This is a genomic window from Arthrobacter sp. TJ-178 (genome assembly GCF_058269275.1).
The window spans coordinates 525,815-550,570 of the sequence record NZ_JBZCNK010000002.1; the positions used below are offsets into that span (position 1 = coordinate 525,815).

General features: G+C 65.2%; 21 protein-coding genes. 9 read left to right on the forward strand and 12 right to left on the reverse strand.

Annotated features, from left to right (window positions below; all coding sequences use genetic code 11):
* Nucleotides 1-12: 12 nt before the first annotated feature.
* From AC4D2Q_RS08690 to AC4D2Q_RS08715, 6 genes are read right to left on the reverse strand one after another with little or no spacing between them, the layout of a single operon-like run.
* On the reverse strand, nucleotides 13-729 hold the full coding sequence (locus AC4D2Q_RS08690; protein WP_490946062.1) for a GntR family transcriptional regulator: 717 nt from the start codon (nucleotides 727-729) through the stop codon (nucleotides 13-15).
* Complete coding sequence (locus tag AC4D2Q_RS08695) at nucleotides 719-2,374, reverse strand: dipeptide ABC transporter ATP-binding protein (protein WP_490946063.1); 1,656 nt, start codon at nucleotides 2,372-2,374, stop codon at nucleotides 719-721. The genes AC4D2Q_RS08690 and AC4D2Q_RS08695 overlap by 11 nt, the downstream gene beginning before the upstream one ends.
* Nucleotides 2,358-4,166: a gamma-glutamyltransferase family protein gene (locus AC4D2Q_RS08700; RefSeq protein WP_490946064.1), complete on the reverse strand. Its 1,809-nt coding sequence runs from the start codon at nucleotides 4,164-4,166 to the stop codon at nucleotides 2,358-2,360. The genes AC4D2Q_RS08695 and AC4D2Q_RS08700 overlap by 17 nt, the downstream gene beginning before the upstream one ends.
* A gap of 10 nt (nucleotides 4,167-4,176) precedes the next feature.
* Nucleotides 4,177-5,079 carry an ABC transporter permease gene (locus tag AC4D2Q_RS08705; protein ID WP_490946065.1) on the reverse strand — a complete coding sequence of 301 codons (903 nt, stop codon included), beginning with the start codon at nucleotides 5,077-5,079 and terminating at the stop codon, nucleotides 4,177-4,179.
* Complete coding sequence (locus tag AC4D2Q_RS08710; protein WP_490946066.1) at nucleotides 5,079-6,032, reverse strand: ABC transporter permease; 954 nt, start codon at nucleotides 6,030-6,032, stop codon at nucleotides 5,079-5,081. The genes AC4D2Q_RS08705 and AC4D2Q_RS08710 overlap by 1 nt, the downstream gene beginning before the upstream one ends.
* 2 nt (nucleotides 6,033-6,034) lie before the next feature.
* The gene (locus AC4D2Q_RS08715; RefSeq protein ID WP_490946067.1) at nucleotides 6,035-7,621 is read right to left on the reverse strand and encodes an ABC transporter substrate-binding protein; all 1,587 of its coding nucleotides are present in this window, start codon (nucleotides 7,619-7,621) and stop codon (nucleotides 6,035-6,037) included.
* Between the two features lie 199 nt (nucleotides 7,622-7,820).
* Between AC4D2Q_RS08715 and AC4D2Q_RS08720 the strand changes: the two genes are divergently transcribed.
* The 4 genes from AC4D2Q_RS08720 (at nucleotide 7,821) to AC4D2Q_RS08735 (ending at nucleotide 12,173) form a co-directional block, all read left to right on the forward strand.
* Nucleotides 7,821-8,525 (forward strand): YoaK family protein, encoded by a 705-nt coding sequence (locus AC4D2Q_RS08720; protein ID WP_490946068.1) that lies wholly within the window; start codon nucleotides 7,821-7,823, stop codon nucleotides 8,523-8,525.
* Nucleotides 8,526-8,578: 53 nt separating this feature from the next.
* On the forward strand, nucleotides 8,579-9,136 hold the full coding sequence (locus AC4D2Q_RS08725; RefSeq protein ID WP_490946069.1) for a GNAT family N-acetyltransferase: 558 nt from the start codon (nucleotides 8,579-8,581) through the stop codon (nucleotides 9,134-9,136).
* 229 nt (nucleotides 9,137-9,365) lie between these two features.
* On the forward strand, nucleotides 9,366-11,099 hold the full coding sequence (locus AC4D2Q_RS08730; protein WP_490946070.1) for an L-lactate permease: 1,734 nt from the start codon (nucleotides 9,366-9,368) through the stop codon (nucleotides 11,097-11,099).
* Nucleotides 11,100-11,147: 48 nt separating this feature from the next.
* Complete coding sequence (locus AC4D2Q_RS08735; RefSeq protein WP_490946071.1) at nucleotides 11,148-12,173, forward strand: alpha/beta hydrolase; 1,026 nt, start codon at nucleotides 11,148-11,150, stop codon at nucleotides 12,171-12,173.
* A 20-nt stretch (nucleotides 12,174-12,193) separates the two neighbouring features.
* On the opposite strand, the gene AC4D2Q_RS08740 is transcribed toward AC4D2Q_RS08735, so the two are convergent.
* The 3 genes from AC4D2Q_RS08740 to AC4D2Q_RS08750 all read right to left on the reverse strand — a co-directional run bounded on the left by AC4D2Q_RS08740 (nucleotide 12,194) and on the right by AC4D2Q_RS08750 (nucleotide 14,267).
* Entirely contained in the window at nucleotides 12,194-13,186 is a 993-nt protein-coding gene (locus AC4D2Q_RS08740; protein ID WP_490946072.1) for a glycosyltransferase family 2 protein, read from the reverse strand.
* Between the two features lie 68 nt (nucleotides 13,187-13,254).
* Nucleotides 13,255-13,386 (reverse strand): hypothetical protein, encoded by a 132-nt coding sequence (locus AC4D2Q_RS08745; protein WP_490946073.1) that lies wholly within the window; start codon nucleotides 13,384-13,386, stop codon nucleotides 13,255-13,257.
* Nucleotides 13,387-13,550: 164 nt separating this feature from the next.
* Complete coding sequence (locus AC4D2Q_RS08750; protein ID WP_490946074.1) at nucleotides 13,551-14,267, reverse strand: TetR/AcrR family transcriptional regulator C-terminal domain-containing protein; 717 nt, start codon at nucleotides 14,265-14,267, stop codon at nucleotides 13,551-13,553.
* 145 nt (nucleotides 14,268-14,412) lie between these two features.
* On the opposite strand from AC4D2Q_RS08750, the gene AC4D2Q_RS08755 reads away from it, so the two are divergent.
* A complete protein-coding gene (locus tag AC4D2Q_RS08755) occupies nucleotides 14,413-14,724 on the forward strand; it encodes a primase-like DNA-binding domain-containing protein (RefSeq protein WP_490946075.1) in 312 nt (103 codons plus the stop codon).
* 146 nt (nucleotides 14,725-14,870) lie between these two features.
* Nucleotides 14,871-15,974: an alpha/beta hydrolase gene (locus AC4D2Q_RS08760; protein ID WP_490946076.1), complete on the forward strand. Its 1,104-nt coding sequence runs from the start codon at nucleotides 14,871-14,873 to the stop codon at nucleotides 15,972-15,974.
* Between the two features lie 24 nt (nucleotides 15,975-15,998).
* On the opposite strand, the gene AC4D2Q_RS08765 is transcribed toward AC4D2Q_RS08760, so the two are convergent.
* From AC4D2Q_RS08765 to AC4D2Q_RS08775, 3 genes are read right to left on the reverse strand one after another with little or no spacing between them, the layout of a single operon-like run.
* On the reverse strand, nucleotides 15,999-16,634 hold the full coding sequence (locus AC4D2Q_RS08765; RefSeq protein WP_490946077.1) for a LutC/YkgG family protein: 636 nt from the start codon (nucleotides 16,632-16,634) through the stop codon (nucleotides 15,999-16,001).
* A complete protein-coding gene (locus AC4D2Q_RS08770; protein ID WP_490946078.1) occupies nucleotides 16,631-18,133 on the reverse strand; it encodes a LutB/LldF family L-lactate oxidation iron-sulfur protein in 1,503 nt (500 codons plus the stop codon). Before AC4D2Q_RS08770 ends, AC4D2Q_RS08765 begins: the two co-directional genes overlap by 4 nt.
* Nucleotides 18,130-18,930: a (Fe-S)-binding protein gene (locus AC4D2Q_RS08775; protein WP_490946079.1), complete on the reverse strand. Its 801-nt coding sequence runs from the start codon at nucleotides 18,928-18,930 to the stop codon at nucleotides 18,130-18,132. The genes AC4D2Q_RS08770 and AC4D2Q_RS08775 overlap by 4 nt, the downstream gene beginning before the upstream one ends.
* Before the next feature lie 192 nt (nucleotides 18,931-19,122).
* Between AC4D2Q_RS08775 and AC4D2Q_RS08780 the strand changes: the two genes are divergently transcribed.
* From AC4D2Q_RS08780 to AC4D2Q_RS08790, 3 genes are all read left to right on the forward strand, one after another.
* Nucleotides 19,123-20,859 carry an L-lactate permease gene (locus tag AC4D2Q_RS08780; RefSeq protein ID WP_490946080.1) on the forward strand — a complete coding sequence of 579 codons (1,737 nt, stop codon included), beginning with the start codon at nucleotides 19,123-19,125 and terminating at the stop codon, nucleotides 20,857-20,859.
* A gap of 167 nt (nucleotides 20,860-21,026) precedes the next feature.
* Nucleotides 21,027-21,773 carry a FadR/GntR family transcriptional regulator gene (locus tag AC4D2Q_RS08785; RefSeq protein ID WP_490946081.1) on the forward strand — a complete coding sequence of 249 codons (747 nt, stop codon included), beginning with the start codon at nucleotides 21,027-21,029 and terminating at the stop codon, nucleotides 21,771-21,773.
* A 94-nt stretch (nucleotides 21,774-21,867) separates the two neighbouring features.
* Nucleotides 21,868-24,687 carry an FAD-binding and (Fe-S)-binding domain-containing protein gene (locus tag AC4D2Q_RS08790; protein ID WP_490946082.1) on the forward strand — a complete coding sequence of 940 codons (2,820 nt, stop codon included), beginning with the start codon at nucleotides 21,868-21,870 and terminating at the stop codon, nucleotides 24,685-24,687.
* Nucleotides 24,688-24,756: the final 69 nt, after the last annotated feature.

Genomic DNA, 24,756 nt, shown 5'->3' on the forward strand with positions numbered 1-24,756 from the left:
GAGCGGCAGCTTCTATTGTGGCGGGGTCGCCGGAGCGAAACGGCTCAGATACCCGGCACGGGACTGCTCCACATGGGAGTACATCAATTCCTGGGCCCGGGCGGCATCTCCGGAGTCCACGGCGGACATGAGTTCACGGTGTTCGCTCCAGGAATCCTTGCCCCGGTTGTCTACGTCGGCGGCGTAGAGCCATTCAATCTTGCCAGCCAGCTGACGCAGCAGCGCCGTCAATGAACGGCTGTCCGCCAGTTCGGCTACCGCCAGATGGAAGCGCACGTTGAGCTCCGGCAGTTTCTCCAGGGCGCCCTCGGTCACGGCGGTATCACCGGCGGCCAGGATCTCGGCGATCCGGCCGCGAACCGTCCACCAGTGCTCATCGGGGGTTCCGGCAGCCAGCTGCCTGCCGGCGCGCGTCGCAGCCCGGCGGGCGGTGGCGGTCTCCACCACTGCCCTGACCGCGAAGAGATCATCAGCCTCGTCCACCGGAATGTTGGCCACGGTGGAACCGGCATACGGTTTGGACTCTACGAATCCTTCCGCTTCCAGGGTGCGCAGCGCCTCCCGGACCGGCACCCTGGACAGGCCGTATTTGCGAGCCAGTGACGCTTCCGTGATCCGGACTCCGGGCGTCAGGACACCGAAGATAATGTCACGGCGGATTTCATCTTCAATGCGTTCCTTGGGGGCGGCGGACTCGGGAGGCCCGGCAGACGCTGATTCAGCCGGCAAATGCTGCTCCCGGAATCGCACTCAGCAACTCCGAAGTGTATTGCTCCTGCGGGGCAAGGAAGACCTGGTCCGTGGTCCCTCGCTCAATGACTTCTCCGGATTTCATGACTACTACATTATGTGCAATCTGCCGGACGACTGCGAGATCATGCGTGATGAACAGATAGGTGAGCCCCAGCCTGTCCTGCAAATCCGCCAGCAGCGACAGGATCTGGTCCTGCACCAGCACATCCAGCGCTGACACCGCTTCGTCGCAAATCAGGAGTTCCGGCTCCGGAGCCAGCGCACGCGCGATGGCTACCCGCTGGCGCTGTCCCCCGGAAAGCTCATTCGGCCGGCGCTGGGCGATGCTGCGGGGCAGCGCCACCTGGTCCAGCAGCTCCGCCACGCGGCTGCGGCGGCTTTTACGGTCGCCGATGCCGAAGATGCGCAGCGGTTCGTCGATCAGCCGCTCAATACTAAAGGTTGGGTCCAGGGAGCCGTAAGGGTCCTGAAACACGGGCTGGACCATACGCCGGAGCCGCCTTCGTTCCGGCCCGCGGCTGGCAGAGATAGATTGGCCACCCACCAGCGCTTCCCCACCGCTGGGCGTCTCCAATCCCAGCAGAATACGGGCCACTGTTGTCTTGCCGGATCCGGATTCTCCCACCACAGCCGTAGTGGTTCCCCTGGTAACGGTGAAGGACACGTCATTCAATGCCCGCACAACCTGCCCCCGCTGGCCCCGGAGCTTGAATTCCTTCACCAGCCGGTGAACCTGGACCACCGGCTCCGGAACACCGCCTCCCGGAGCCGCTGCCGCAGAAGAATCCTCAGGTGAAAGCGCAGCGGAGACCGACGGCGCCGCTGCCACCAGTGATTTTGTGTAGTCCTGCCGGGGATCCAACAGGATCTGCTGCGGAGTTCCTTCCTCCACGATCCGTCCATCCGCCATGACAATAATCCGGTCGGTCCGGTCGGCAGCCAGCCCCAGATCATGCGTAATGAACAGCAGTGTGGTGCCCCGCGCCTCCACCAGCTTCTGCAGGTGATTCAAGATCTGGCGTTGGACCGTAACGTCCAGGGCAGAGGTGGGTTCATCGGCAATCAGCAGTTCCGGATCACCCGCCAGGGCAATGGCGATGAGCACGCGTTGGCGCATGCCGCCGGAAAACTCGTGCGGATATTGGCCGTAACGGCGCTCAGCATCAGGGATACCGGCCTCCGTCATCAGCTCCACCGCGCGTCGTTTCACGCCTTCCCTGTTGTTCTCCGTAACCCCGGGCCTGCCGTTGCTGATCAGAGCGTCAGCAATCTGCGCTCCCACCTTCATGGCCGGATTGAGATTGGACATGGGGTCTTGGGGCACCAGCCCGATCTGCCGGCCTCGAATCCCGCGCATCCGGGCTTCCGGTGCGACGGCGAGATCTTGGCCGTCGAGGTCAATGGATCCTCCAGTGATCCGTCCGCTGCCGGGGAGCAGCCGCAGGATTGCCGCGACGGTGGTGGACTTACCCGATCCGGATTGCCCCACAATGGCCACTCGTTCGCCGCGGCGAAGATTAAGGCTGATGCGGTGCAGGACGGGTGTGCCGCCGAAGCTGACTTCCAGGTCCCGGACGGCGAGCAGCGTGGCCAGATCAGCCGGCTTAGCGTCCTGCTGCATATCCCTGCGCTCCCCTCGGGTTGGCGGCGGCCTTGAGCAGCCCGGTGGCCGGATCGCTGACCACGGAGGACAGGCGGCCCAGGGCCCAGTCCCCGGCCCGGGTCACCACGTGGCCGCGGGCCTCTAGACCTTCGATGACGGCGTCGCCCAGACGGTCCTCCACCACGGCCCCGCCGGGTGTCCAGGTCCGCGGATAGAAGGATCCCGGAATGGAGGTGGTGTGCAGGGCGGGGGCGTCCACAGCCTGCTGCGGCGAGTATCCGCCCACGAGCGTACGCAGCAGGTACAGCAGTTGCCACTGGTCCTGCTGGTCGCCGCCGGGCGAGCCCAGGGCCGTGACCGGTTTGCCGTCCTTGAGCACCAGGGTGGGTGTCAGTGTGGTCCGCGGCCTTTTGCCTGAGGCGAGGGTGGACGGCGCCCCCTCCTCCAGCCAGGTCATCTGCAGCCGTGAACCCAGGCAGAAGCCGAGCTCCGGAATGGTGGGCGATGACTGCAGCCAGCCGCCCGACGGTGTCGCCGAGACCATGTTCCCCCACTGGTCCACCACGTCCACATGGCAGGTATCGCCGCGGGTCTCCCCCGTGGGCATAACGGTGGGTTCCCCCACGCCGGCGAAGGCATGCTGCCCGGCCAGTGCCGGCGCGAAGTACTCGGTGCGCAGCGGCGGAAGAAACGGAGTGTGCCCGGGCACCGTGCCGGGGCGGAACTCGTGTGAGGCCTTTTCCGTGATCAGCGCGCGGCGGGAGGCGGCGTATTCCTCGCTGAGCAGGTAGTCCATCGGCACATTGGCGTCGCCGTAGTAGGCCTCGCGATCGGCGATGGCCAGCTTCTGCGCCTCCAGGATCGTGTGCGCGCCAAGTTCGGTGGAGGGATCCAGATACTCGTCCTCGTAGCCGGCCAGAATGGCCAGAGTCTGCAGCAGCGCCGGCCCCTGCCCCCAGGGACCGGTCTTGGCGATGGTGTGGCCGCGGAACTCATACGTCAGTGCCGGTTCGTAGGAAGCACTGCCTGAGGCGAAGTCTTCCATCGTCATCACCCCGGCATGGTCTGCGCCGGAGGAATGGCGGTGCGGCACGGACAGGAAATCCACGGCAGCGCGCGCCACGAAGCCTTCGCGCCATTCGCGGCGGGCGGCGTCGATCCGTTCTTCACGGCTGCCTGCGGAACTGCCCGCGTCCACCAGCCGGTCCAGGACCGCCGCATACGCCTCGTTGCGGATCATGTCCCCGTCCGCCGGAATCTTCCCTTCGGGCATCCACTGGGCGGCCGAGGTGGGCCAGTGCTCAGTAAAGAGATCCGCTACGGAGGCGATGGTGCTGCCGACCCGCCCCACCACCGGATGGCCGTTGCGCGCATACCTCGCCGCGAAAGCGAGCACGTCACCAAGTTCCCAGGTGCCGTGATCCCGCAGCAGCATCAGCCAGGCGTCGACGGCGGCGGGAACGGCTGCGGCCAGGGCACCGGCCCCGGGCACCAGTTCCAGGCCCTCGGAAAGATAATGCTCCCGGGTGGCAGCCGCCGGCGCGGCTCCCTGGCCCATCAGCACCACCGGTTCCGACGGATTGTCGGCGGTCACGAAGACCCCGGTCATATCTCCGCCGGGACCGTTGAGGTGCGGCTCCACCACGTGCAGGACGAAGGCTGCGGCGACGGCCGCGTCAAAGGCATTGCCGCCGCGTTCCAGCACGGCCTGGGAAGAAGCGGTGGCCAGCCAGTGGGTGGAAGCGCTCATGCCGAAGGTGCCTTGGAGCGTGGGGCGGGTGGTGAAGGAATCGGGTGCTGTGTAGGTCATAGTCTCGATGTCACTTTCGGCTGGTGTTGGTCGGATCCAGGGCGTCGCGCAGGGCGTCCCCAAAGAGGTTGAAGGAGAGGCAGATTGCTGCGATGGCCAAGCCCGGGAAAATGGCGGCGGTGGGCGAACGGAAGATGTACTGCTGGGCATCGGAAAGCATGATGCCCAGGCTGGGGGTTGGCGGCTGGATGCCCAAGCCCAGGAAGGACAGCAGTGCCTCTCCGATCACCGCCACGGGCATGATCACCGTTGCCTGCACAATGACGGCCGAGGCGGCGTTGGGCAGGACGTGGCTGAAGATGATCCGCAAGCCCGAGGCGTCCATGGTCTTGGCGCCGAGCACGAAATCGCTCTCCTTAATCCGCAGGGTCTCACCCCGGACCACCCGGATCATCGTGGGCACCTGGGCGATACCCAGGGCAATGGCGGCATTCGTGAGACTGGGGCCGCTGATGGCCGCCAGTGCCACGGCAATGATCAGGAAAGGGAAGGCGAGAGTTACATCGGTGAGCCTGGAAATGATGCCGTCGAGCCACCGCCAGTATCCGGCCAACAACCCAAGGGGGGTGCCGATCACCACTGCCAGCGCCACGGACAGCGCTCCAACCTTCAGGGAGGCCTGGATTCCGTAGAGCAGACGGGAAAAGATGTCCCGGCCCAGGTCGTCGGTCCCCAGCAGGAAACCCACCGTGCCCGGTTTCTGGAACGGCGTCTCGAAGTGAACCTGGGTAGGGCTGTAGGGGGCAAGCAGCGGGGCAAGGAGTCCGGCCAGAACAACGAGTGCCAGCAGGATCCCGCCGGTCAATCCGAGCGGGTTGTGCAGGAGGGATTTCAGCACCCTGCCGCGCCCGGATCCCAGTCCCTGATCAGATCCGGGAGGGATGGGGGGAAGAACGGTCTCGGTAACAGCCATTAGTTGCTTCCTCCGACTCGGATACGCGGATTGATCAGGGAGTACAGAATGTCCACGGCCAGGTTGATCAGGATGTAGGAGACGGTGATGATCAGAACCACGGCTTGGATGACCGGATAGTCGCGGGTAAATACTGCGTCCAACGTGAGCTTGCCGAAACCGGGGAGGGCGAAGATTCGCTCCGTCACCACGGCCCCGGAGATCAGTCCGCCCAGTTGCAGGCCCACGATGGTGACGACCACGATCAGGGAATTGCGCAGTCCGTACCGCATAAGGACCCTGCCGCGGCCCAGGCCTTTGGCCCGTGCCGTCCGGACGTAGTCGGTGTTCATGGTCTCGATCATGGAGGCCCTGGTTTGGCGCATGATCACGGCTGCAAGTCCGGTGCCCAGGATGAGCGCCGGCAGGGTCAGGTAGTAGATCCCGCGCACCGGATCCTCGGTGATGTCTACGTACCCGGAGGCCGGGAACCAGCCCAGCGTCACGGCCAGGTAGAGGATGGCCAGAATGCCCAGCCAGAAGTTGGGCACGGACAGTCCGATCAGGGCAAAGCCGTTGGCCGCCCATTCCGGCCACCGGCCGCGGAAGCGTTCGGCGATGACGCCGAACAGGATGCCCACGATCACGGCCACGGCAATGGCATAGGCCGAGAGCCACAGCGTGACCGGAAGCGTGGTGGCAATCAGGTCGGTAACGGCCGTGCCGGTGCGGGTGGAGGTTCCAAAATCACCTCGGAACATGTTGCCGATAAATTTCCCGTATTGGGTAATAACTGACTCATTGAGGCCCAGCTGCTCCCGAACTGCTTCAACCTGCTCGGGAGTGGCTTCCTCCCCGGCCATTGCAAGCGCCGGATCGCCGGGCAGCTGACGGACGCCAAAGAAGATGACCAGCGAGGCCAGCACCAGCGTGAGCGCAGACTGCCACAGCCGCGTACCAAGATAGCGGAGCATGCTCAGTCCTCCTTTTCCACGAACGCTGCGGTACCCAGCCGGACCACGCCGTCGGGATAGGTCGCCACACCGGCTACCTCTTTGGTGTAGCCGGTAAGGCTGCGCACCCGGTAGAGATACAGAATGGGATTGTCGATCTGCACCTGCTTGACCACCTGTCCGTAGAGTTCAGCCCGGACGGCGGGATCAGTCGATTGTGCGGCCTCCGTCAGCAGGCGGTCCACGTCCGGGTTCGAGTAGCCGGAATAGTTGTTGCCCCCGCCGGTTTTCAGGAAGTTGGACATGTTTCCGTGCGGATCAATGCGGCCCGACCAGCCAAGCTGCAGGGCTTCGAAATCGCCGCGGGTCTGGACGTCCAGCAAAGTGGAATACTCCACCGGGCGTATCGTCAGGTCAAAACCGCCCTCCGACACAGCTGCCTGGAGTGCCTGTGCGTAACGCAGGGTGTCCGGAGAATTGGTGACCTGCATGGTGATGGGAAAGGGCACCGGCGCACCGGTGGATTCCAGCAGGGCGCGTGCCGCCCGGGGGTCATAGTCAACACAGTCTTCGCTCAGCTCCGAGGCGTACGGGCTGTCCGGAGATACGGGTGAGCAGGCCGGCTCGTACCAGCTGTTGAAGACGGTGTTGACCAGTGCCTCACGGTCAACGGACATGGACAGTGCACGGCGGATGTCGGCCTGCTGTGCCAAAGGCGTGCCGACGTCACCCGGCGGCTCTCCTGTCCCGTCGACGTTCCCGATATTGATCGTCATGGCCTGGTAACCCAGAGATCCGATCTGCAGGACACCCAGTCCTTCTTCCTGGACCAATGCATCCACATCCTGGGGCGAAATGGTATCGGCCACCTGAACGTCCCCGGACCTGAGGTTGGCAGCACGGATGTTGGCATCCGTCATGATGCGGTACGTGATGGTGTCCAGATGGACGGCACCGGCGTCGTAATACAGCGGATCCCGTTCCACCGAAATGGACGTTTGGGGAACCCGGTTTTTGAACTTGAACGGCCCCACGCACACGGGATGGTCACCGAAGGCGGCGCCTGCCTGCTCCAAGGCAGCGGGTGAGAGCATCATGCCTGCACGGTCGGCCAAAGCCGCGGTCAACGGTGCAAAGGGCGTTCCATAAGCAATTTCCAGCTCGAACTCGCCAACGGCCTCGATGCTGGTGATGGGCCCCAGCTCGCCTTTGCGGGTGGATCCTTCAAGCGTCAAATGCCGCTCCAAAGTCGTCTTCGCCGCTTCTGCGTTGAAGGGAGTTCCGTCCGCAAAAACAGCATCCGTCCGCAGCGGGATGGTGACAGTTAGTCCATCCGCGGAGATGTCGGGAAGTTCGGTTGCCAGCTGCGGAGCCAGCTGGCCTTCTGCGTCAATGTCGTAGAGCTTCTGGCACATGGTCTGCATGACGTAGCGCGTATACAGAGAGGAAGAGGTGGTGGGGTCCAACCGGTCCGGTTCAGCGGAGAGTGCCATTACCAGGTCTCCGCCTTCAACAACGGTTTTGCCGTCCAGCTCCGCAGCAGGGACATCCTGGCGCTCGGGAGCCGGTTCAAGGGCTTGGATCGGAACGCATGAGGCCAGGAGCAGCATTGCTGCACCGCTGGCTGCAACTGCCCGAATTCCAGTCAGAACCCGCCCTGGAGATCGGTGTGCAGTTCGAAAAGGTGCCATGGGGATCCTTGAATCTCGGGGGTCCGCTTTGAATACAATCGAAGCTACACCCATAACTTCGTATACAGTTACCTGCATCACACTTTATTAAGCAACAAGTTTTGAGGAGTTTCCCGGCGTGAAGCGTTTGAATGCGGTGCCCACCGAAAGGGTTCACCTGTGGCTGATGCTGTTGCTGACCTTCTCCACCGGAGTGGTGGACGCCGTCGGCTATCTGGGCCTGGACCGGGTGTTCACCGGCAACATGACGGGAAATGTTGTCCTTCTGGGCATGGCCTTCGCAGGCGGCGCTGACCTGCCGATCCTGCGGCCCGCGTTGGCCCTGGTCTTCTTCATGCTCGGCGCCGCTCTGGCCGGACGGCTGCTGCGCAAGGGCCCGGAAGGCTGGTCCTGGCGCACCTCCGTTGCCCTGACCGTCGTGGCTGCTGGCCTGAGTGCGCTCGCCGTGTTCGTGGCCGTGGCGGATGTGCAGGGCAACGAGGCCCTGGGCAGCCTCACCACCTCCTCCATGGCCACGGTCATGGGTGTGCAGGCAGCAACGGCTAAGCGCCTGAAGGTAGCTGAAATCACCACCGTAGTGGTCACCTCCACCATCACCGGGCTGGCCTCGGACTCCAGGCTGGCCGGCGGCAACAGTCAGTTTTGGCAGCGCCGGGCTCTGGCCATAGCGCTGATCCTGCTGGGCGCCCTTGTCGGTGCTGCGGCTTTGAAGGTGGATCTGTGGCTGGGCTTGGCGGTCTCGGCCGCCATTTCCATCGCCGTGGCCGTGATGGGCTATGTTCGCCACCACCGTGAGATTCAGGCCGGCGGCGAACGCGGCTGAACAGCAATTAGGGCCGGCGCCCCGGCCCGCCGGCGTGCCCTAGAGTAGGGTCCATGCCCTCACAGGATGTAGCTGACTGGACTCCGGTGCACACGGATCGGCTGATACTGCGGCGTCCCGTTGGAGGCGATGAGAGCGCGGCCCTGGACCTGCACACCGATCCCCGGACCAACGTTCACCACCCCACTCCGCACACTGTCACCCGGGCCTCCTCCGCGCGGATTTTCCATGAAATTGGACTGCACTGGTACCGCCATGGCTTCGGGGTGTGGGCGGTGTGCACCCAGGACGAGCCGCAGGCGCTGATCGGATTCACCGGCCTGTCCCACCGGCTGGTCCACGCCCGGCCGGCGCTGAACCTCTACTACCGCTACCTTCCTGAGGTCTGGGGTCAGGGATACGCAGCCGAAGGCGCCCGTGAGGCCGTGCGGCTCGCGGAAAAGCTCCTTCCCGGTCTGCCGGTGGTTGCCTACACCACGCCGGACAACATCGGATCCCAGCGGACGGCGCTCGCCGCCGGACTGACGCGCCGGGAGGACCTCGACGTGGACCGCGGCACCTATCAGGACGTTTATCTTGCCCGCGGCTGGTACACCGAACCGCCCCGTTAAGGGACCCCGGCAGTCCAGCCCTTCCCCCGCAAAACGACTCCCGTTCCATACGCCCCGTCAACCCTGCGGCCCTACCCGTGGACATTTCTCCGGCACTCGGCAGTAAAGGTTCTTCTCGGCCTTAACCTTTTGATGGGCATTCCCCGTGCTTGTCGCAGCCCGCATTCGGCGGCACGGCCCGGCCGTGTTTTCCGTTGGCGCCGCCGTCCGGCGCGACCCGGAGGTATCCATGGAACATTTCACCCCCGCCACTGACGCCGTCGCCAACAGCATCACTTGGTCCGCACTCCTGGCACTGATCCCCCTGCTTGTTTTCTTCCTCCTGCTGGCCTTCGCCAAAACCAAGGCTTACGTTGCCGGCGCCTGGGCCCTGCTGACGGCATTGATCATTGCCGTCCTGGGCTTCCACATGCCGGTTGGGCTCGCTCTGCTGTCCGTCACCCAGGGCGCCGCCTTTGGCCTGTTCCCGGTGGTGTGGATCATCATCATGGCCGTATGGCTCTACCAGGTCACGGTCCTCAGCGGCCGGTTCGAGGACCTGCGCCGCGTGTTCGACGCCGTGGGCGGCGGGGATCTGCGCGTGCAGGCCATCCTCGTGGCCTTCTGCTTCGGCGGATTGCTGGAAGCACTGGCCGGATTCGGGGCCCCGGTGGCCATCACCGTCACCATGCTGCTGGCCCTGGGCATCGCGCCCATCCGCGCGGCCACCGCCGTCCTGGTGGCCAACACCGCCCCCGTGGCCTTCGGCGCACTCGCCATCCCCATCACGACGGCGGCCAACCTCACCAACTATCCGGGCGAGGAAATCGGGGCCGTGGTGGGACGCCAAACCCCGCTGCTGGCCTTTTTTATCCCGCTGGTGCTGCTGTTCATCCTGGACGGGCGCCGGGGACTGCGGGACTGCTGGCCGGTGGCGCTGCTGACCGGCGTCGTCTTCTCCATTGTGCAGTTCCTGTGCTCCAACTACTTCTCCTACGAACTCACGGACATTGTTGCCTCGCTGGTGGCCATGGTGGCCGCCGTCGGATTCCTGCGGATCTGGCATCCGCGCAACGGAGAAGAGGCCGACGCGCGGATGACCAAGGAGCTGGCCGAAGCGCGCGCCTCCGGCTGGACGCCCTCCGGCGGATCCGCCCACGTCGGCACAGCGGCCAGCGACACTGCAGCGGACCGGCTCACACCCGGCCGCGCCTGGATGGCACTGTTTCCGTACGTTCTGGTGATCGTCGTTTTTGGGATCGTAAACCTCTGGACCTGGGGCGTGAACATCCCCGAAGCACTGGAAAAAACGATCATCAAGATTCCTTGGCCCGTCCTGCATGATGCCCTTGTGGACGCCAACGGGCAGCCGCAGTCCTCCACGATCTTCAGCTTCGAATGGCTGATCAGCCCCGGGACCCTGCTGCTGATCAGCGGCCTGATTGTTGCGCTGGTCTATTCCCGGTTCAACGACGGCGGCCGGTACCGGCTCGAGATGGGCGACGCGGTCAAGGAAATCGGCCGAACTGCCGTCCGGATGCGCTCGGCTGCGCTGACCATCCTGGCGGTGCTGGCCCTGGCCTACGTCATGAATTTCTCCGGCCAGACCATTTCCATTGGTACCTGGCTGGCGGGCACGGGCGCGTTCTTTGCCTTCCTCTCCCCCGTGCTGGGCTGGATCGGCACCGCCGTCACCGGTTCCGACACCTCGGCCAACGCCCTGTTCGCCAAGCTCCAGCAGACAGCAGGCATCCAGGCCGGCATCGATCCGCAGCTCATGGTGGCGGCGAACACCGGAGGCGGAGTAATGGGCAAGCTGATCAGTCCGCAGAACCTGGCCATCGGTGCCGCTGCGGTCAATATGAGCGGGCAGGAGTCCGTCCTGTTCCGCAAGGTGCTGGGCTGGAGCGTGGCACTGCTCCTGGCCCTGTGCTGCATCGTGTTCCTGCAGTCCACTCCGGTGCTGGACTGGATGCTGCCTTAATCCTCCCCCGCTTTGGGACAACGCAACCACATGGGTAACACTCGACTCATGGCTACAACCCGTCTTCTCCCCGCCGCGGCCGCGGTCATGGCTGCCGCAGCCGGCCTCCGGCTCAGCCCGTGGCCCGCTGCGCTTCTGATCCGCGCTGTGTTTTACCGGGGTGCCCGGCGGCTCGCGGCTGTCATGCGCCGCTACGCTCCTGCCGCCGGCGTCATCCCGTTCCGGGGCCTGCGCTTTGAAGCGGGCGGCCGCAGCGGGACGCTGGACCTGTTCGTGCCGGCGGAGGCGGCGGGTCCGGCGCCCCTGGTGGTGTGGATCCACGGCGGCGCCTGGCTTTCGGGCAGCCGGAACGACGTCGAACCCTACCTGCGCCTGCTTGCTGCTTCCGGTTATGCCGCCGCAGGACTGACGTACACCGTGTCGCCGCGGGGCGTTTATCCCCGGGCGGTGGAGGAGCTGTCTGCGGCACTGACGTTCCTATCGGACCACGGTGCAGACTTTGGCGTGGATACCCGCAGGATCGTTTTGGCGGGGGATTCTGCCGGCGCGCAGTTGGCAGCGCAGCTGGCCGTGCTGGCCACGAACCCGGATTATGCCCGCCGGACCGGGCTTTCCTCGCCATTGAAGGCCGACCGCCTTCGCGGGGTCATCCTGCACTGCGGGGTGTACGACGTCGCCGCCCTGGCGTCGCTGCGGGGCATCCTGGGTTGGGGCTTCAAAACGGCTTTGTGGGCCTACTCCGGTCAGCGGGACTGGTCCCGGACCGCAGCCGGCCGGGAGATGTCCGTGCTTAACGACGTCGGCGCCGGATTCCCGCCCGCGTTCATTACCGGCGGCAACGGCGACAGTCTCACCGCCACCCAGTCGGTACCCCTGGCGGCCCGGCTCACGGCGCTGGATACGGAAGTGCGCACCCGGTTCTGGCCGGCGGACTACCGCCCCGCCCTGCCCCACGAGTACCAGTTCCATTTGGACCGAACGGAAGCGCAGCAAACCCTGGCGGACACGCTGGATTTCCTGCAGGCGGTGTGCGGGCCCGGGCCGGTGCCGAGAGCAGCCGACGCCAAAAGCTGAGCCGCCCCTCCCCTGTCTGCTTAGGCCAGATCTGCCGACGTTCGCTCCTGCAATGTCCGGCGCAGCCGCCGCATCGAATGGCCGGCGATGCTGAGCCGGGTCCCGGCGTAGGGAACGCCGCCGCGGAACCGGCACCCCACCGCAGCCCAAATACAGACCGCCCGCTCAAGGACCCACACCGGTGCCCACAGCGGGGCTTGCACCCGGAAGACTTCCCGGCCGGAAGCACGCCGTCGGCCGGCCTCAGCCGCCAGGACGCTCAGCCCAGCCAGCGCCGCCAGTCCTGCGGGTTTCCGCGCCAACAGCAGCAGCAGCGGCAGCAGCGCCGCTTCAAGGAGGAACCGGCCGGGCTGGGCAAAATCGTCGTAGGCCTGGCGCACCCGCTGCCGCCGGAAGTGCGCAACCGAACAAGGGACCCGAGCCACGAACAGGTCATCGGCCCGGACTTCGCGGCCTCCCCCTGCCCGGACGGTTCGGAGAAGTTCCAGGTTTTCGAACAGTACGTCGCCGCTGTAACCGCCTGCCTTGAGCAGGGTTGACCGGCGCAGGCCCAGTGTTCCGGGGTAATCGGAACCGAAGGCCCGGTTGATCAGCATCCGCGCCGTATCCCACTGGGCATGCCACGGAAGCGGATTCGGAAAGTAGTTTTGGGGCCGCACAATGTCTGCACCGGCGAGCAGATCCACCACGTGCTGCAGGGTTTGGCGGGTGTACCGTACGTCGTCGTCGGCAATCACCAGGCGTTCAAAGGTGCTGAGCCGAACTCCGGTCAGGACACCTTCCACTTTGCCGTTGGAACAGCCCAGATTGAATGGCCGGCAGTGCTGGACCATTTCCGGAAAGGCTTTGGCGTGGGCGGAATAGAAGGGTTCCTCAGATCCGTCCACCACCATGACCGGGATCCATCCGGACAGTTCTTCCAGATACGCGCACAGAGATTCCAGACCGGAATCATCGGTCCATTTCAGCGGCAGGACATATCCGGCATCAATGAGTGCTGGCCCTGTGCTCACCGGCGCCTCCTCCTGTCCTGCGGAAGCAGGCACCGCCCCGTCCGGAGCGGCGCCTGCCGGGGTTGGCCTTATTCCTTGTGCAGCTTGTCCTGAATGCTGCCGGTGACCTTTTCCACCACGTTCGGGAGGTCGGTGGTTCCGTAATAGCGGGCGTCCACGCCCGTCGCCTTGAATTGAAGTTCCTGCTTATGGAAAAACATGCATACCTCCACTTACGTTTCGGGCATTACATTCCTGACAGCATCCCCTCCGGAAAGGCTGTGGACGGTCGATCCGGGTGGCTTGCCCAAAACTTATCAGCAGGCTTACTGCTTTGGCGAGACCTGACAGCGTGACGGAGCATCGCACCCTCGCCTGGTGTAGGTCATGCCCGCCGGCCGGGCCGATTATTGGTATTGCCGAGCTGGTCGGCGAGGCCCGAAAGCAGAATAGTCAGCCCCTGATCCAGCTCACGCGCACCGTCATACTCTGCAAGAACCGGCGCCAACGCCCTGAGGTTGGGGAATTCCTTCGGAGGCAGCCGGTGCAGTCCAAGGCGCAGAATGGCTTCGTGTTCTTCAGGGTCCACAACCAGCTCCTGAAGCTCATTCAGGATGTGACCGTAAAGGAACCCGTAGAAGGCGCGGTAAACGTGCAGGGCGCCCTCCGGGGAGAAACCTGCTTCTACCAGCAGTGCCAGGATTTGCTCCAGTGGCCGCAGTGTCCCCAGCGGACGCAGCCCCAGCGGCGTGGACAGCGGCCGCGTTACCAGCAGCGGGACCGCCTTGGGGTGGCGCAGTGCCAACACCCGAATGTCGTGGGCAATGCGGCGCAGTTGAGTCTGCCAGTCCTCGTCCCCGGCAACGATGGTCAGTTCATCGAAGACCCGCTCGCTGACGCCGTCGAGCAGGGCCGCGCGGTTCTTTGCGTACCGGTAGAGGCTCATGGGATCGCAGTGAAGTTGCTGCGCCAGACGCCGCATGCTCAGAGCTTCGAGTCCTTCAGCGTCCACCATGGCAAGCGCGGTCGCCAGGACCAGATCCCTGCTCAGGCGGGGCTTCCGGGGGGCTGTCCGGGTAGCCGGTTCGTGGGCTTCTGCCATGGAGTCTTCCATCCTTGATGGTTGCGGGGGCGAAATGCCAGTCTATATCTCCCCTTGCTAATGCGTAGGTCTACACCTAGAGTCTACAGTGTAGATACACCGTCGGCACCGTTACCCGCGCTCGAAACCCGGAAGGGAAAACCCAATGGAAACCGAAGACCGGATCCCTCAATTCCTCGCTGACTGCACCATACGAGGCCTCGATGACAGCGACATCCTGCCGGTTGCCGATCTGTACGGCATGTACATCATTTGGTGCGAACAGCACGGGACTGACCCGCTGGCCGGCCAGCTCTTCTCGCAGGCAATGCGGAAGGAAGGACTCCCAGCCGGAATCTCGCGCAAGGAACGGGTGGTCAAAGGCGTGATGGCCACCGGCCCGATTCCGATCCAGTACATCCTTGAGACCGATAAGGCTCCCGGCCCGAACAGCCCGTTGGGAATGCTTCCGGGCTGATCCCGCCCCGACACCCCACTCCCACCCACTCGTGAGTAGCGCCGGCCACTGGCGACCGTGAATTTCCTCGCAGCAGACGGCTGGTAGCCGCTTGGCGGCGGGGAATGCGCCGAAGGGCACCCAGCCCCGTTTCCTAACTTAAAAGTATGAAGATCTCTCCGCTCGCCGTGGCCGGGCTGGCAGCCGGAGCGGCCGCCGTTGCAGGATTGTCCGCCGCTGCATCGCTGCACTGGGATCGCCGTGTATCGGCACTGCTCATTCGCGGAGTGTTTTCCGGTGCCGGCATGTTTCAGAAGAAGGACCGGCCCTCCATTGCCGGCTTCAAGGTCACCAGGCACCGCGAACTGCAATACCTCGGCTCCGAGGGCCAGCCGTGCCTGGATCTGTTCCTTCCGGACACGGTCCGGAAACCACTTCCCGTGGTGATGTGGATTCACGGCGGTGCGTGGATTTCCGGTTCAAAGGAAGATGTGGCGCCGTATCTGAAGGTTCTTGCCGGGTACGGTTACGCCGTGGCGGGTGTTGGATATTCGATCGCACCGAAGGCGGTCTATCCCACCGCCATCAAACAGCTCAATGCGGCGCTGGGGTTTATCCGTGAACACGCGGACAGCTACGGACTGGACCCGAACCGCATCGTCCTTGCCGGTGACTCCGCCGGAGCTCAGCTCGCCGCACAGCTGGCGCTGGCCATCACCAACCCGGAGTACGCCCGCGAGACCGGAGTTGTCCCGGCTGCCGCGCCTCACCAGCTGCGCGGAATCCTGCTGAACTGCGGCGTCTTCGACTTTCCTTCCATCGCCCGGCTGGCCGGACCCATAGGCTGGGGCCTGCGAAAGGCTCTCTGGTCCTACACCGGGTCCCGGAACTGGGCCTCCACCGCTGCCGCGGAGCACATGTCCATCCTGCAGCAGGTGGATCACCGCTTTCCGCCCACGTACATTTCCAGCGGAAACGGTGACGACCTGACCCTCACCCAGTCCATCCCGCTGGCCGACCGGCTGGAGGAGCTTGGGGTCCCCGTGGTCCGCCGGTTCTGGCCGAAAGAGTACAAACCTGCCCTCGGACATGAATATCAGTTCCAGCTGCACCGCCCCGAGGCCATGGAATCGCTGCACGCGACCGTTGCGTTCCTGGCGGACGTCACCGGTGTGTCGGCTCTGCCCGGGGTACCGCCGGAGAAAGTTGCGACCGTACATGAGGAACTCGGCGAGGACCTGCACCGTCTGGAAGACCGGCTCGCCGCCTAGTCCGCTGCACGAACCTGCAAGGTCTCAGCTCCGGACGATAATCACGTCCAGGTTCCGCGGACCGTGCACGCCCTCCACCCGTTCCAGTTCAATGTCGGAAGTGGCGCTGGGTCCGCTGATCCAGGTCAGGGGACGCGTTCCGTCCAGCCGGCGCAGGGCTTCGGGCAGGATGCCGGCCACATCCCCTTCGCGGACCACGCAGATGTGATGGTCGGGAACCAGAGTGATGGCCCGCCGGCCCTGGTTGGGGCTGGCATCCAGGATGATCGTGCCGGTTTCCGCCACCGACACGGCACTGCCGGTGACGACGGCGTCCACTGCATCAAGCTCCGCCACACTCAGCGGCGCTTCGGCGGCATCAGTCCGGCGCCGTCCGGGAGCCAGGGTTTCAGCGTCGGCCAGCCAGGCGTCGTCGAGCCCGGCCGGAACCACATAGCTGGCCGCGTCCAGGAGCAGCTCGGCAATCCGCGGCGCCAATCCCGCTTCATCCACCACGGTGACGCCCGCTTTGTAATCGACCAGCCGGTCCACGAGCATGTCGATGCGCTCGTCGGCGTTCATGCCGGAGTCCCCGCGGTAGGTGCGCGGGATTTCCGGTGCCTCCGGGTGATCCCGCAGGGCCGAGCGCAGCCGGTCCAGGATGTCTTCGCGCGCGCTCATGCCTGTTCTCCTGTGGTGGTGGAATCCTTGTGGTCCTTCGCCCACCAGTCCCGGAAGGATTCCGCGGGCGGAGCCGGAATATCCCGGCTCTGTGTCCAGCCGCCGACAAGGCCGGGCAGCTTGGTGATCTTTTTCTTGCGCCCGGCCGCAATCCGGCCCAGCGGCAGCCCCTTTTCCAGCAGTCCAAGGTGCTTGCCCGAAGAGAAGGCCCAGGCGGCGCCCTTCATCATCAGGTCCATTTGGGAGGGCAGCTTCTTCTTGCCCCGCTTGCTGTCCACGTCCTCCGCGCGCAGGTGCACCAGGATTTCGGGAATGTTGATCTTCACCGGGCACGCGTCGTAGCAGGCGCCGCACAGCGAGGAGGCGTACGGCAGCGAGTTGTTTTCCTCGGACGTAATCCCGGTCATCAGCGGTGAAAGGATTGCGCCGATCGGCCCCGGATACGTGGACCCGTAGGCATGTCCGCCGGTGCGCTCATAGACCGGGCACACGTTCATGCAGGCCGAGCAGCGGATGCAGTGCAGCGCCGAACGCCCCATCTCATCAGCCAGCGCGGCGCTGCGGCCGTTGTCCAGCAGCACCAGGTGCACGTTTTGCGGGCCGTCGCCTTCGGTTACGCCGGTCCACAGCGAGGTGTAGGGGTTCATCCGCTCCCCCGTGGAGGAGCGCGGCAGCAGCTGCATGAACACTTCAAGGTCCTGCCAGGACGGCAGGAGCTTCTCCACACCCATGACGGTGATCAGGGTTTCCGGCAGGGTCAGGCACATGCGCCCGTTGCCTTCGGACTCGACGACGGCGAGGGTCCCGGCGTCCGCGATCGCGAAGTTGGCGCCGGAGATGGCCACCTTCGCGGAGAGGAACTTCCGGCGCAGGTGCGCCCGCGCGGCCTCGGCGAGCTTCGCCGGGTTGTCGGTGAGCGCGGGATCGACGTCGGGCATTTCCCGCAGGAAGATGTCCCGGACCTGGGTGCGGTTCTTGTGGATGGCCGGAACCAGAATATGGCTGGGCTTGTCATGGTCCAGCTGGACAATGAGCTCGGCCAGGTCGGTTTCAAATGCGGCGATGCCCTGTTCTTCCAGGTACTCGTTCAGGCCGATTTCCTGCGTGGCCATGGATTTGACCTTGACCACCTCGTCCGCGCCCTGTTCGCGGATCAGGTCACGGACGATCTCATTGGCTTCGGCGGCATCCCGGGCCCAGTGGATAACGCCGCCGCGGGCGGTGAAGTTGCGTTCGAACTGTTCCAGGAGCTCGGGAAGCCGGGCCATGACGGCCTGCTTGGTGGCACTGCCGGCGTCGCGCAGGTCCTCCCAGTCCGGCAGTTCGCTGACCACGCGCAGGCGCTTGTCGCGGATCGTGTGCGTGGCGTGGCCCAGATTGGCACGCAGCTGGCTGTTGCCCAGTTCCCGCTTGGCGGCCGACGGGAAGGACTCGGTGGCGTTGAGGTTGCCCTGTCCGAAGACGGGCAGCGTTGGCATGCCCAGGTACGTGGTGCTCATCGGGAAGCCTTTCCGCTCACCAGGACGTCTCCGGTGACGGATACCGGATTCTCCCGGGTGCTGGCGAGGATGTCCGCGAGGTGCAGGGTGGTCACGGCGCTGCCTTCCCGGGAGAGCCCGCCGCCGATGTGCAGCAGGCAGGATGCGTCGCCGCCGGCGCACAGCTCGGCTCCGGTGGATCTGATGTTTGCTGTTTTGTCCTCCAGCATGGCCGTGGACACATCCGCATTCTTCATGGAGAAGGTTCCGCCGAAGCCGCAGCACTGGTCCGCCTGGGGCAGCGGATGCACGGTGATCCCGCCAACGCTCTGGAGCAGGTTCAGCTGACGGTCCCCCAGCCGCAGCAGGCGCATGCCGTGGCAGCTGGGGTGGTAGGTGACGTTGTGCGGGAACCAGGAACCCAGCTGTTCGGCGGCGTTGGTCACGCCCAGCACATCGGTCAGGAGTGCGGACAGCTCATAGGTTTTGGCGCCCACCGCTTCGGCGCGGGCTTCCAGCCCGGCATCGCCGCAGGACCGGGCCACCATCGGGTGCTGATGCTTCACGGAGGCGACACAGGAACCGGAAGGCGCGACGGCGACGTCGTACTCCTGCGATTCAAAGGCTTCAATGTGGTTGCGGACCACGGGAACGGCTTCGGGCAGGTAGCCGGAGTTCACGTGCATCTGGCCGCAGCAAGCCTGGCCGGCCGGGAACACCACTTCATGGCCCAGCCGTTCGAGGATGGCCACCGTTGCCCGGGCGGTGCGCGGATACATCGCATCCACGATGCAGGTGGCGAATAAAGCAATTCTCATGGCTTGCCTTTCAGCGGGGCAGCACCCCGAACGTGTGGTCTGACCATAGTAGAGCATGTAGGGCACGTCACGTCCAAGCCCCGATGTTCTGGTGACTACCATCACAGAAACCAAGAACTTGCGCTAGTATCAGTGTTGGTCAGACCACAGTGGTCTGACCAACTTCTTGTCCGAACCTATGCGGAGGACCCCGTGGAGTCGTTCATACCCAGCACCGATCCAGTGCTCAACAGTGTTGCCGTCTCGGCGCTGGTGGCCGTGGTGCCGCTGCTGACCTTCTTTGTGCTTCTGGCCTATGTGAAGGTCAAGGCCCACGTCGCGGGCGCAATTGCCCTGCTGGTCGCCCTTGCCGTGGCTGTCTTCGCCTTCCAGATGCCTGCGGGCCTGGCAGTGCTCTCAGCCACCCAGGGCGCTGTGTTCGGCGCCTTCCCGGTGCTGTGGATTGTCATCATGGCCATCTGGCTTTACCAGATCACCGTGCTCAGCGGCCGGTTCGAGGACCTGCGCCGGGTGTTCGACGTGATCGGCGGCGGGGACGTGCGGGTGCAGGCCATCCTCGTGGCCTTCTGCTTTGGCGGACTGCTGGAAGCACTGGCCGGCTTCGGTGCACCGGTAGCCATCACCGCCACCATGCTCGTGGCACTGGGGATCAAGCCGCTCAAGGCAGCCGCGGCCGTGCTGGTAGCCAACACCGCTCCGGTCGCCTTCGGCGCCATGGCCATTCCGATCACCACGGCCGCCTCTCTCACCGGCCTGGATGCCGGGCACATCGGCATGGTGGTCGGCCGCCAGGCACCGCTGCTGGCGGTCTTCGTCCCGCTGATCCTGGTCTTCATCCTCGACGGACGCCGCGGCGTCAAGGACACCTGGCCCGCCGCCGTCATCACCGGTGTTGCCTTTGCCCTCGCCCAGGTCCTGTGCTCCACCTTCTTCTCCTACGAGCTCACCGACATTGTGGCAGCGCTGGCCGGCCTGGGTGCCGCCGTCGTCTTCCTGAAGGTCTGGCAGCCCAAGGGCCTGGAGTCCGCCCGCGAGCGCATGGGCCTGCCGGCCCTGGCAGCCGCCGGCTCCGGTTCCACCAACGCCGGCTCTGCCGGCACACGCGGACGCAGCACCGCAGCAGTAAAGGACGGGGACTCGCTGACCCGCTCCCGCACCCTGCTGGCCCTCTTCCCCTATTTCCTGGTGATCCTGATCTTCGGCATCGCCAAGCTGTGGAAATGGGGTGCGGACATCCCCGCGCTGCTCGCCTCCACCGATATCAAGGTCCCCTGGCCCTGGCTGCACGACCGCCTGCTCAGCGAAGCCGGTGAACCCGTGTCCTCCACCATCTACACCTTCAACTGGCTCTCCAGCCCCGGCACGCTGCTGCTGATTACCGGACTGATTGTGTGCGCGGTTTACGCCAAATACGACGACGGCGGCCGGTATGCGATGACGGTCGGCAACGGTGTGGCAGACATCTTCCGGACGGTCTGGAACATGCGCTGGGCCGGCGCGACCATCCTCTCCGTACTGTCCCTGGCCTACGTCATGAACTTCTCCGGGCAGACCGTGGCCATCGGAACCTGGCTGGCCGGAACCGGCGCGTTCTTCGCCTTCCTCTCCCCCGTGCTGGGCTGGATCGGCACCGCCGTCACGGGTTCGGACACCTCAGCCAACGCACTCTTTGCCCGGCTGCAGCAGACGGCCGGCATTGAAGCGGGCATTGATCCGAACCTGCTGGTGGCCGCAAACACCACCGGCGGCGTGGTGGGCAAGCTGATCAGCCCGCAGAACCTCGCCATTGCCGTAACCGCCGTGAAGCTGGACGGCCAGGAATCGGTGCTGCTGCGCAAGGTCGTGGGCTGGAGCGTCGGCCTGCTGCTGGTGCTGTGCACCCTGGTGTACCTGCAGTCCACGCCGATCCTGGGCTGGATGCTGCCGTAACTGTTCAGCAGGGCAATGAAAATGCGGGGCCGGAGTTATCCGGCCCCGCATTTTTTCGTTAATCGGGTTTGTCGCAAGACGATGACCGCAACCCGTGGGCTTGGCAACGTCGCGGATAGCCGCTGGATCTGCCGCCTCCGGCAACCGGCACATGGCAGGATGGAGCGGTGACAGACCAACCGCGCCGCAGCTATGACCTGCTGCTGGAAAACATCGAAGCAGACCTCCGCTCCGGGGTCATCTCACTGGGCGACCAGCTGCCCGGAGAGCGGACGCTGGCCGAAACCTACGGCATTTCCCGGGCCTCGGTCCGGGAAGGCATCCGCATCCTGGACGCCATGGGAGTACTGCGCTCCTCCTCCGGATCGGGCCCCAAGTCCGGAGCCATCATCATTTCCGAGCCGTCTGCGGGGCTTTCCTCCGCCCTGCGCCTGCATATGGCCAGCAGCCGCCTGCCGGTGGCGGACATTGTCCAGACCCGGGTGCTGCTGGAAACCTGGGCAGCCGCCGCTGCCGCAGCCCGCCCGCCGTCGGACTCCGCGGAGGAAGCCCTGGCACGCGCCGCAGCACTGCTGGAAGCAATGGATGCCCCGAACATTGAGCGCGAGGCCTTCCACCTCCTGGACGCCCAGTTCCACGTGCAGCTCAGCTCCATGGCCGGCAATGCGGTCATTGAAACCATGATGGCCTCCCTGAGCGGAGCCATCAGCGGGTACGTGAAGAACGCCGTGGACGTCATGGAAGACTGGCCCGCGGTGATGAAACACCTGCAGGCCCAGCACCACGGGATTTATGACGCCGTTGCCTCCGGCCGGGGCAATGACGCCGCCCGCCTGCTGCGCGAACACATCGAATGGTTTTACGCGCAGATCCCGGACGCGGAGCACACCGGCAGCTCCGCGGCGGAGAAATAGCCAACATGTGGTCTGACCAACTTTCGCCCAGCCGTGATCAGGCCTACATTTAGAGGCGGAGCACCGCGGCTCCCAGGATCGGTTGGAACAAAAAATGAGCCTTCACACGGAAGCCCCCGCCCCTTCAGCGGCCTCGGTAGCTGACCTCGGCACCGAGAACATCAGCACCCGGGACATCGACCGGCGCAAAATGGCCCACGATGCCTCCCACTACCTGATGATCCCCGAGGCGGTGGCCACCCCGCGCTCTGCCGAGGATGTGGCCGCCCTGCTGCGCCGAAGCCGAGAACTGCGGATTCCGGCAACATTCCGTTCCGGTGGAACTTCGCTGTCCGGCCAAAGCCAGAGCGACAGCCTCCTGATCAACACCCGCCAGCATTTCCGCGGCATCGAAGTGCTCGACGGCGGTGCCCGGGTCCGCGTGCAGCCCGGCGCCACCGTCCGCGCCGTGAACTCCCGGCTCGCCGCACACGGGCGGAAGCTCGGCCCCGACCCCGCCTCCGAAATCGCCTGCACCATTGGCGGCGTGGTAGCCAACAACTCGTCCGGCATGGCCTGCGGCACTGAATTCAACACGTACCAGACCATCGACTCCATGGTGCTGATCCTCGCGTCCGGAACCCTGATTGACACCGCAGCCCCTGATGCGGAAACAAAACTGCGCACCCTGGAACCCGAACTGTTTGAGGGTCTGCTGCGGCTTCGCGGACGCATCGTCGCCAACCCCCAGTCCGTAGCCACCATCGAGCGGCTGTTTTCCATGAAGAACACCATGGGCTACGGGCTCAATGCTTTCCTGGACTACGAAAGTCCGGTGGACATCCTGTCCCACCTGATGGTGGGCAGTGAAGGCACCCTGGGTTTCGTGGCCGAAGCTACGTTCCGGACCGTGCCGGCCCTGCCCAAGGTGGCCACCGGCCTGATGTTCTTCGACTCGCTGGACCGCGCCGCCACCGCCCTTCCGGAGCTGGTGGCGTCCGGCCTTGCCACCATTGAACTGATGGATTCCACCTCCCTGCGTGTGGCCGCTGCTGATCCCACCGCCCCGCCGGAACTGCGCGGACTGGACATCGTTTCCCACGCCGCCCTGCTCGTGGAGCACCAGGGCCGCACGGCCGAGGAACTGGCCGAGAAGCGCGAAGGCTCCCGGGCCCTCTTTGAATCACTCGCCCTGGCCGTCCCCTTTGCGATGACCGACAATGCCAAGGACCGCGCTGCCATGTGGCACCTGCGCAAGGGCCTGTACACCACGGTTGCCGGCGCCCGCCCTTCCGGAACCAATGCCCTCCTGGAAGACATTGTGGTTCCCGTGCCAACCCTGGCTTCCACCTGTGCGGAACTGTCCCGTCTCTTCACCGAACACCGCTACCAGGACTCGGTGATATTTGGCCACGCCAAGGACGGCAACATTCACTTCATGCTCAACGAGCGCTTCGACGACCCCGTGGAGCTGGCCCGCTACCAGGCATTCACCGAGGACATGGTGGACCTGGTGCTCGGCAACGGCGGCTCACTGAAGGCCGAACACGGCACCGGCCGAATCATGGCGCCCTTTGTCCGCCGGCAGTACGGCGACGAACTCTACGAGGTGATGTGCCAGCTGAAGGCACTGGTGGATCCGCCGAACCTGCTCAACCCCGGCGTCATCATCAACGATGATCCGGCGTCATACATTGCGGATCTGAAGGTGGCGCCCACCGTGGAGGCGGAGGTGGACCGCTGCGTCGAGTGCGGTTACTGCGAACCCGTCTGCCCCAGCAAGGATCTGACCACCACGCCCCGCCAGCGCATTGTGCTGCGCCGCGAGATTGCCGCCGCCGAGGCCCGCGGCGATGCCGCCCTGGCCAAGGAACTGCGCAAGGACTACGAGTACGACGGCGTCCAGACGTGCGCGGCCGACGGCATGTGCGTCACGGCCTGCCCGGTTCTCATCAACACCGGGGACCTGGTGCGCCGGCTGCGCAAGGAAAATGCGAACGCGGTAGCCGACACCGGCTGGAAGACCGCCGCCGAGCACTGGTCAACGGTGACTGTGGCCGGCGGCAAGGCCCTCAGCCTGGCCAACGCCATGCCGGCGCTGCTGCCCAAGGCGGCCACCGCCGTCGCCCGCGCCGTGGCCGGTACCGAAAATGTTCCCGCCTATGAAACCGTGCTGCCCGCCGGGGGTTCCAAGCGGAGGCCGCGGGAGGATCCCAATGCCGTTGCCGTCTATTTCCCGGCCTGCATCGGCACGATGTTCGGCCCGGCCGGCGGCGGCGAAGGCGTCTCAGCGGCCTTCCTGGAGCTGTGCGGCCGGGCAAACATCGGCGTGCGCATTCCCTCGGGCATCGGGGACCTGTGCTGCGGCACGCCGTGGAAGTCCAAGGGCTTCGCCAAGGGATATGCGGCAATGACTGAACGCGTGCTGGCCAACCTGTGGAATGCCACCGGCGGCGGCGCACTGCCCGTGATCTGCGACGCCGCGTCCTGCACCGAGGGCCTGGAAACCATGAAGCGGCTGGCCGGCGAGAGCCCGGACTATCCCGGGCTGCAGTTCATTGACTCGGTGGACTTTGTGCGGGACGAAGTCCTGCCGCAGCTGACCGTAACCCGGAAACTGCCGTCCATGGCACTGCACCCCACCTGCTCCTCCACGCAGCTTGGCGCCAATGACGCCCTGCAGATGATTGCCCGGGCCACGGCGGATGAAGTGTTCGTGCCGCCGAGCTGGGGCTGCTGCGCCTTCGCCGGTGACCGCGGGCTGCTGCATCCGGAGCTGACGGCCTCGGCCACGGACACCCAGGCGGCAGAGATCAACGAACGTGAGTTCGCCGCCTACGCCTCGGTGAACCGGACCTGTGAAATCGGCATGTCCAAGGCCACCGGCCACACGTACCGGCATGTGCTGGAGTACCTGGCGGAGGCCACTCGATAAGCGCGGGCGTCCGCGACCGGATGACGAGGCCGCGGCACGGGGAAACGCCGAACGGATGTACCGGAAAGA

Bases quoted from the DNA above. Each gene is read 5' to 3' on its own strand.
- AC4D2Q_RS08695 (WP_490946063.1), bottom strand. From the start codon at position 2,374: ATGCAGCAGGACGCTAAGCCGGCTGATCTGGCCACGCTGCTCGCCGTC.
- AC4D2Q_RS08700 (WP_490946064.1), bottom strand. From the start codon at position 4,166: ATGACCTACACAGCACCCGATTCCTTCACCACCCGCCCCACGCTCCAA.
- AC4D2Q_RS08705 (WP_490946065.1), bottom strand. From the start codon at position 5,079: ATGGCTGTTACCGAGACCGTTCTTCCCCCCATCCCTCCCGGATCTGAT.
- AC4D2Q_RS08710 (WP_490946066.1), bottom strand. From the start codon at position 6,032: ATGCTCCGCTATCTTGGTACGCGGCTGTGGCAGTCTGCGCTCACGCTG.
- AC4D2Q_RS08715 (WP_490946067.1), bottom strand. From the start codon at position 7,621: ATGCTGCTCCTGGCCTCATGCGTTCCGATCCAAGCCCTTGAACCGGCT.
- AC4D2Q_RS08725 (WP_490946069.1), top strand. From the start codon at position 8,579: ATGCCCTCACAGGATGTAGCTGACTGGACTCCGGTGCACACGGATCGG.
- AC4D2Q_RS08730 (WP_490946070.1), top strand. From the start codon at position 9,366: ATGGAACATTTCACCCCCGCCACTGACGCCGTCGCCAACAGCATCACT.
- AC4D2Q_RS08735 (WP_490946071.1), top strand. From the start codon at position 11,148: ATGGCTACAACCCGTCTTCTCCCCGCCGCGGCCGCGGTCATGGCTGCC.
- AC4D2Q_RS08745 (WP_490946073.1), bottom strand. From the start codon at position 13,386: ATGTTTTTCCATAAGCAGGAACTTCAATTCAAGGCGACGGGCGTGGAC.
- AC4D2Q_RS08750 (WP_490946074.1), bottom strand. From the start codon at position 14,267: ATGGCAGAAGCCCACGAACCGGCTACCCGGACAGCCCCCCGGAAGCCC.
- AC4D2Q_RS08755 (WP_490946075.1), top strand. From the start codon at position 14,413: ATGGAAACCGAAGACCGGATCCCTCAATTCCTCGCTGACTGCACCATA.
- AC4D2Q_RS08760 (WP_490946076.1), top strand. From the start codon at position 14,871: ATGAAGATCTCTCCGCTCGCCGTGGCCGGGCTGGCAGCCGGAGCGGCC.
- AC4D2Q_RS08765 (WP_490946077.1), bottom strand. From the start codon at position 16,634: ATGAGCGCGCGCGAAGACATCCTGGACCGGCTGCGCTCGGCCCTGCGG.
- AC4D2Q_RS08770 (WP_490946078.1), bottom strand. From the start codon at position 18,133: ATGAGCACCACGTACCTGGGCATGCCAACGCTGCCCGTCTTCGGACAG.
- AC4D2Q_RS08775 (WP_490946079.1), bottom strand. From the start codon at position 18,930: ATGAGAATTGCTTTATTCGCCACCTGCATCGTGGATGCGATGTATCCG.
- AC4D2Q_RS08790 (WP_490946082.1), top strand. From the start codon at position 21,868: ATGAGCCTTCACACGGAAGCCCCCGCCCCTTCAGCGGCCTCGGTAGCT.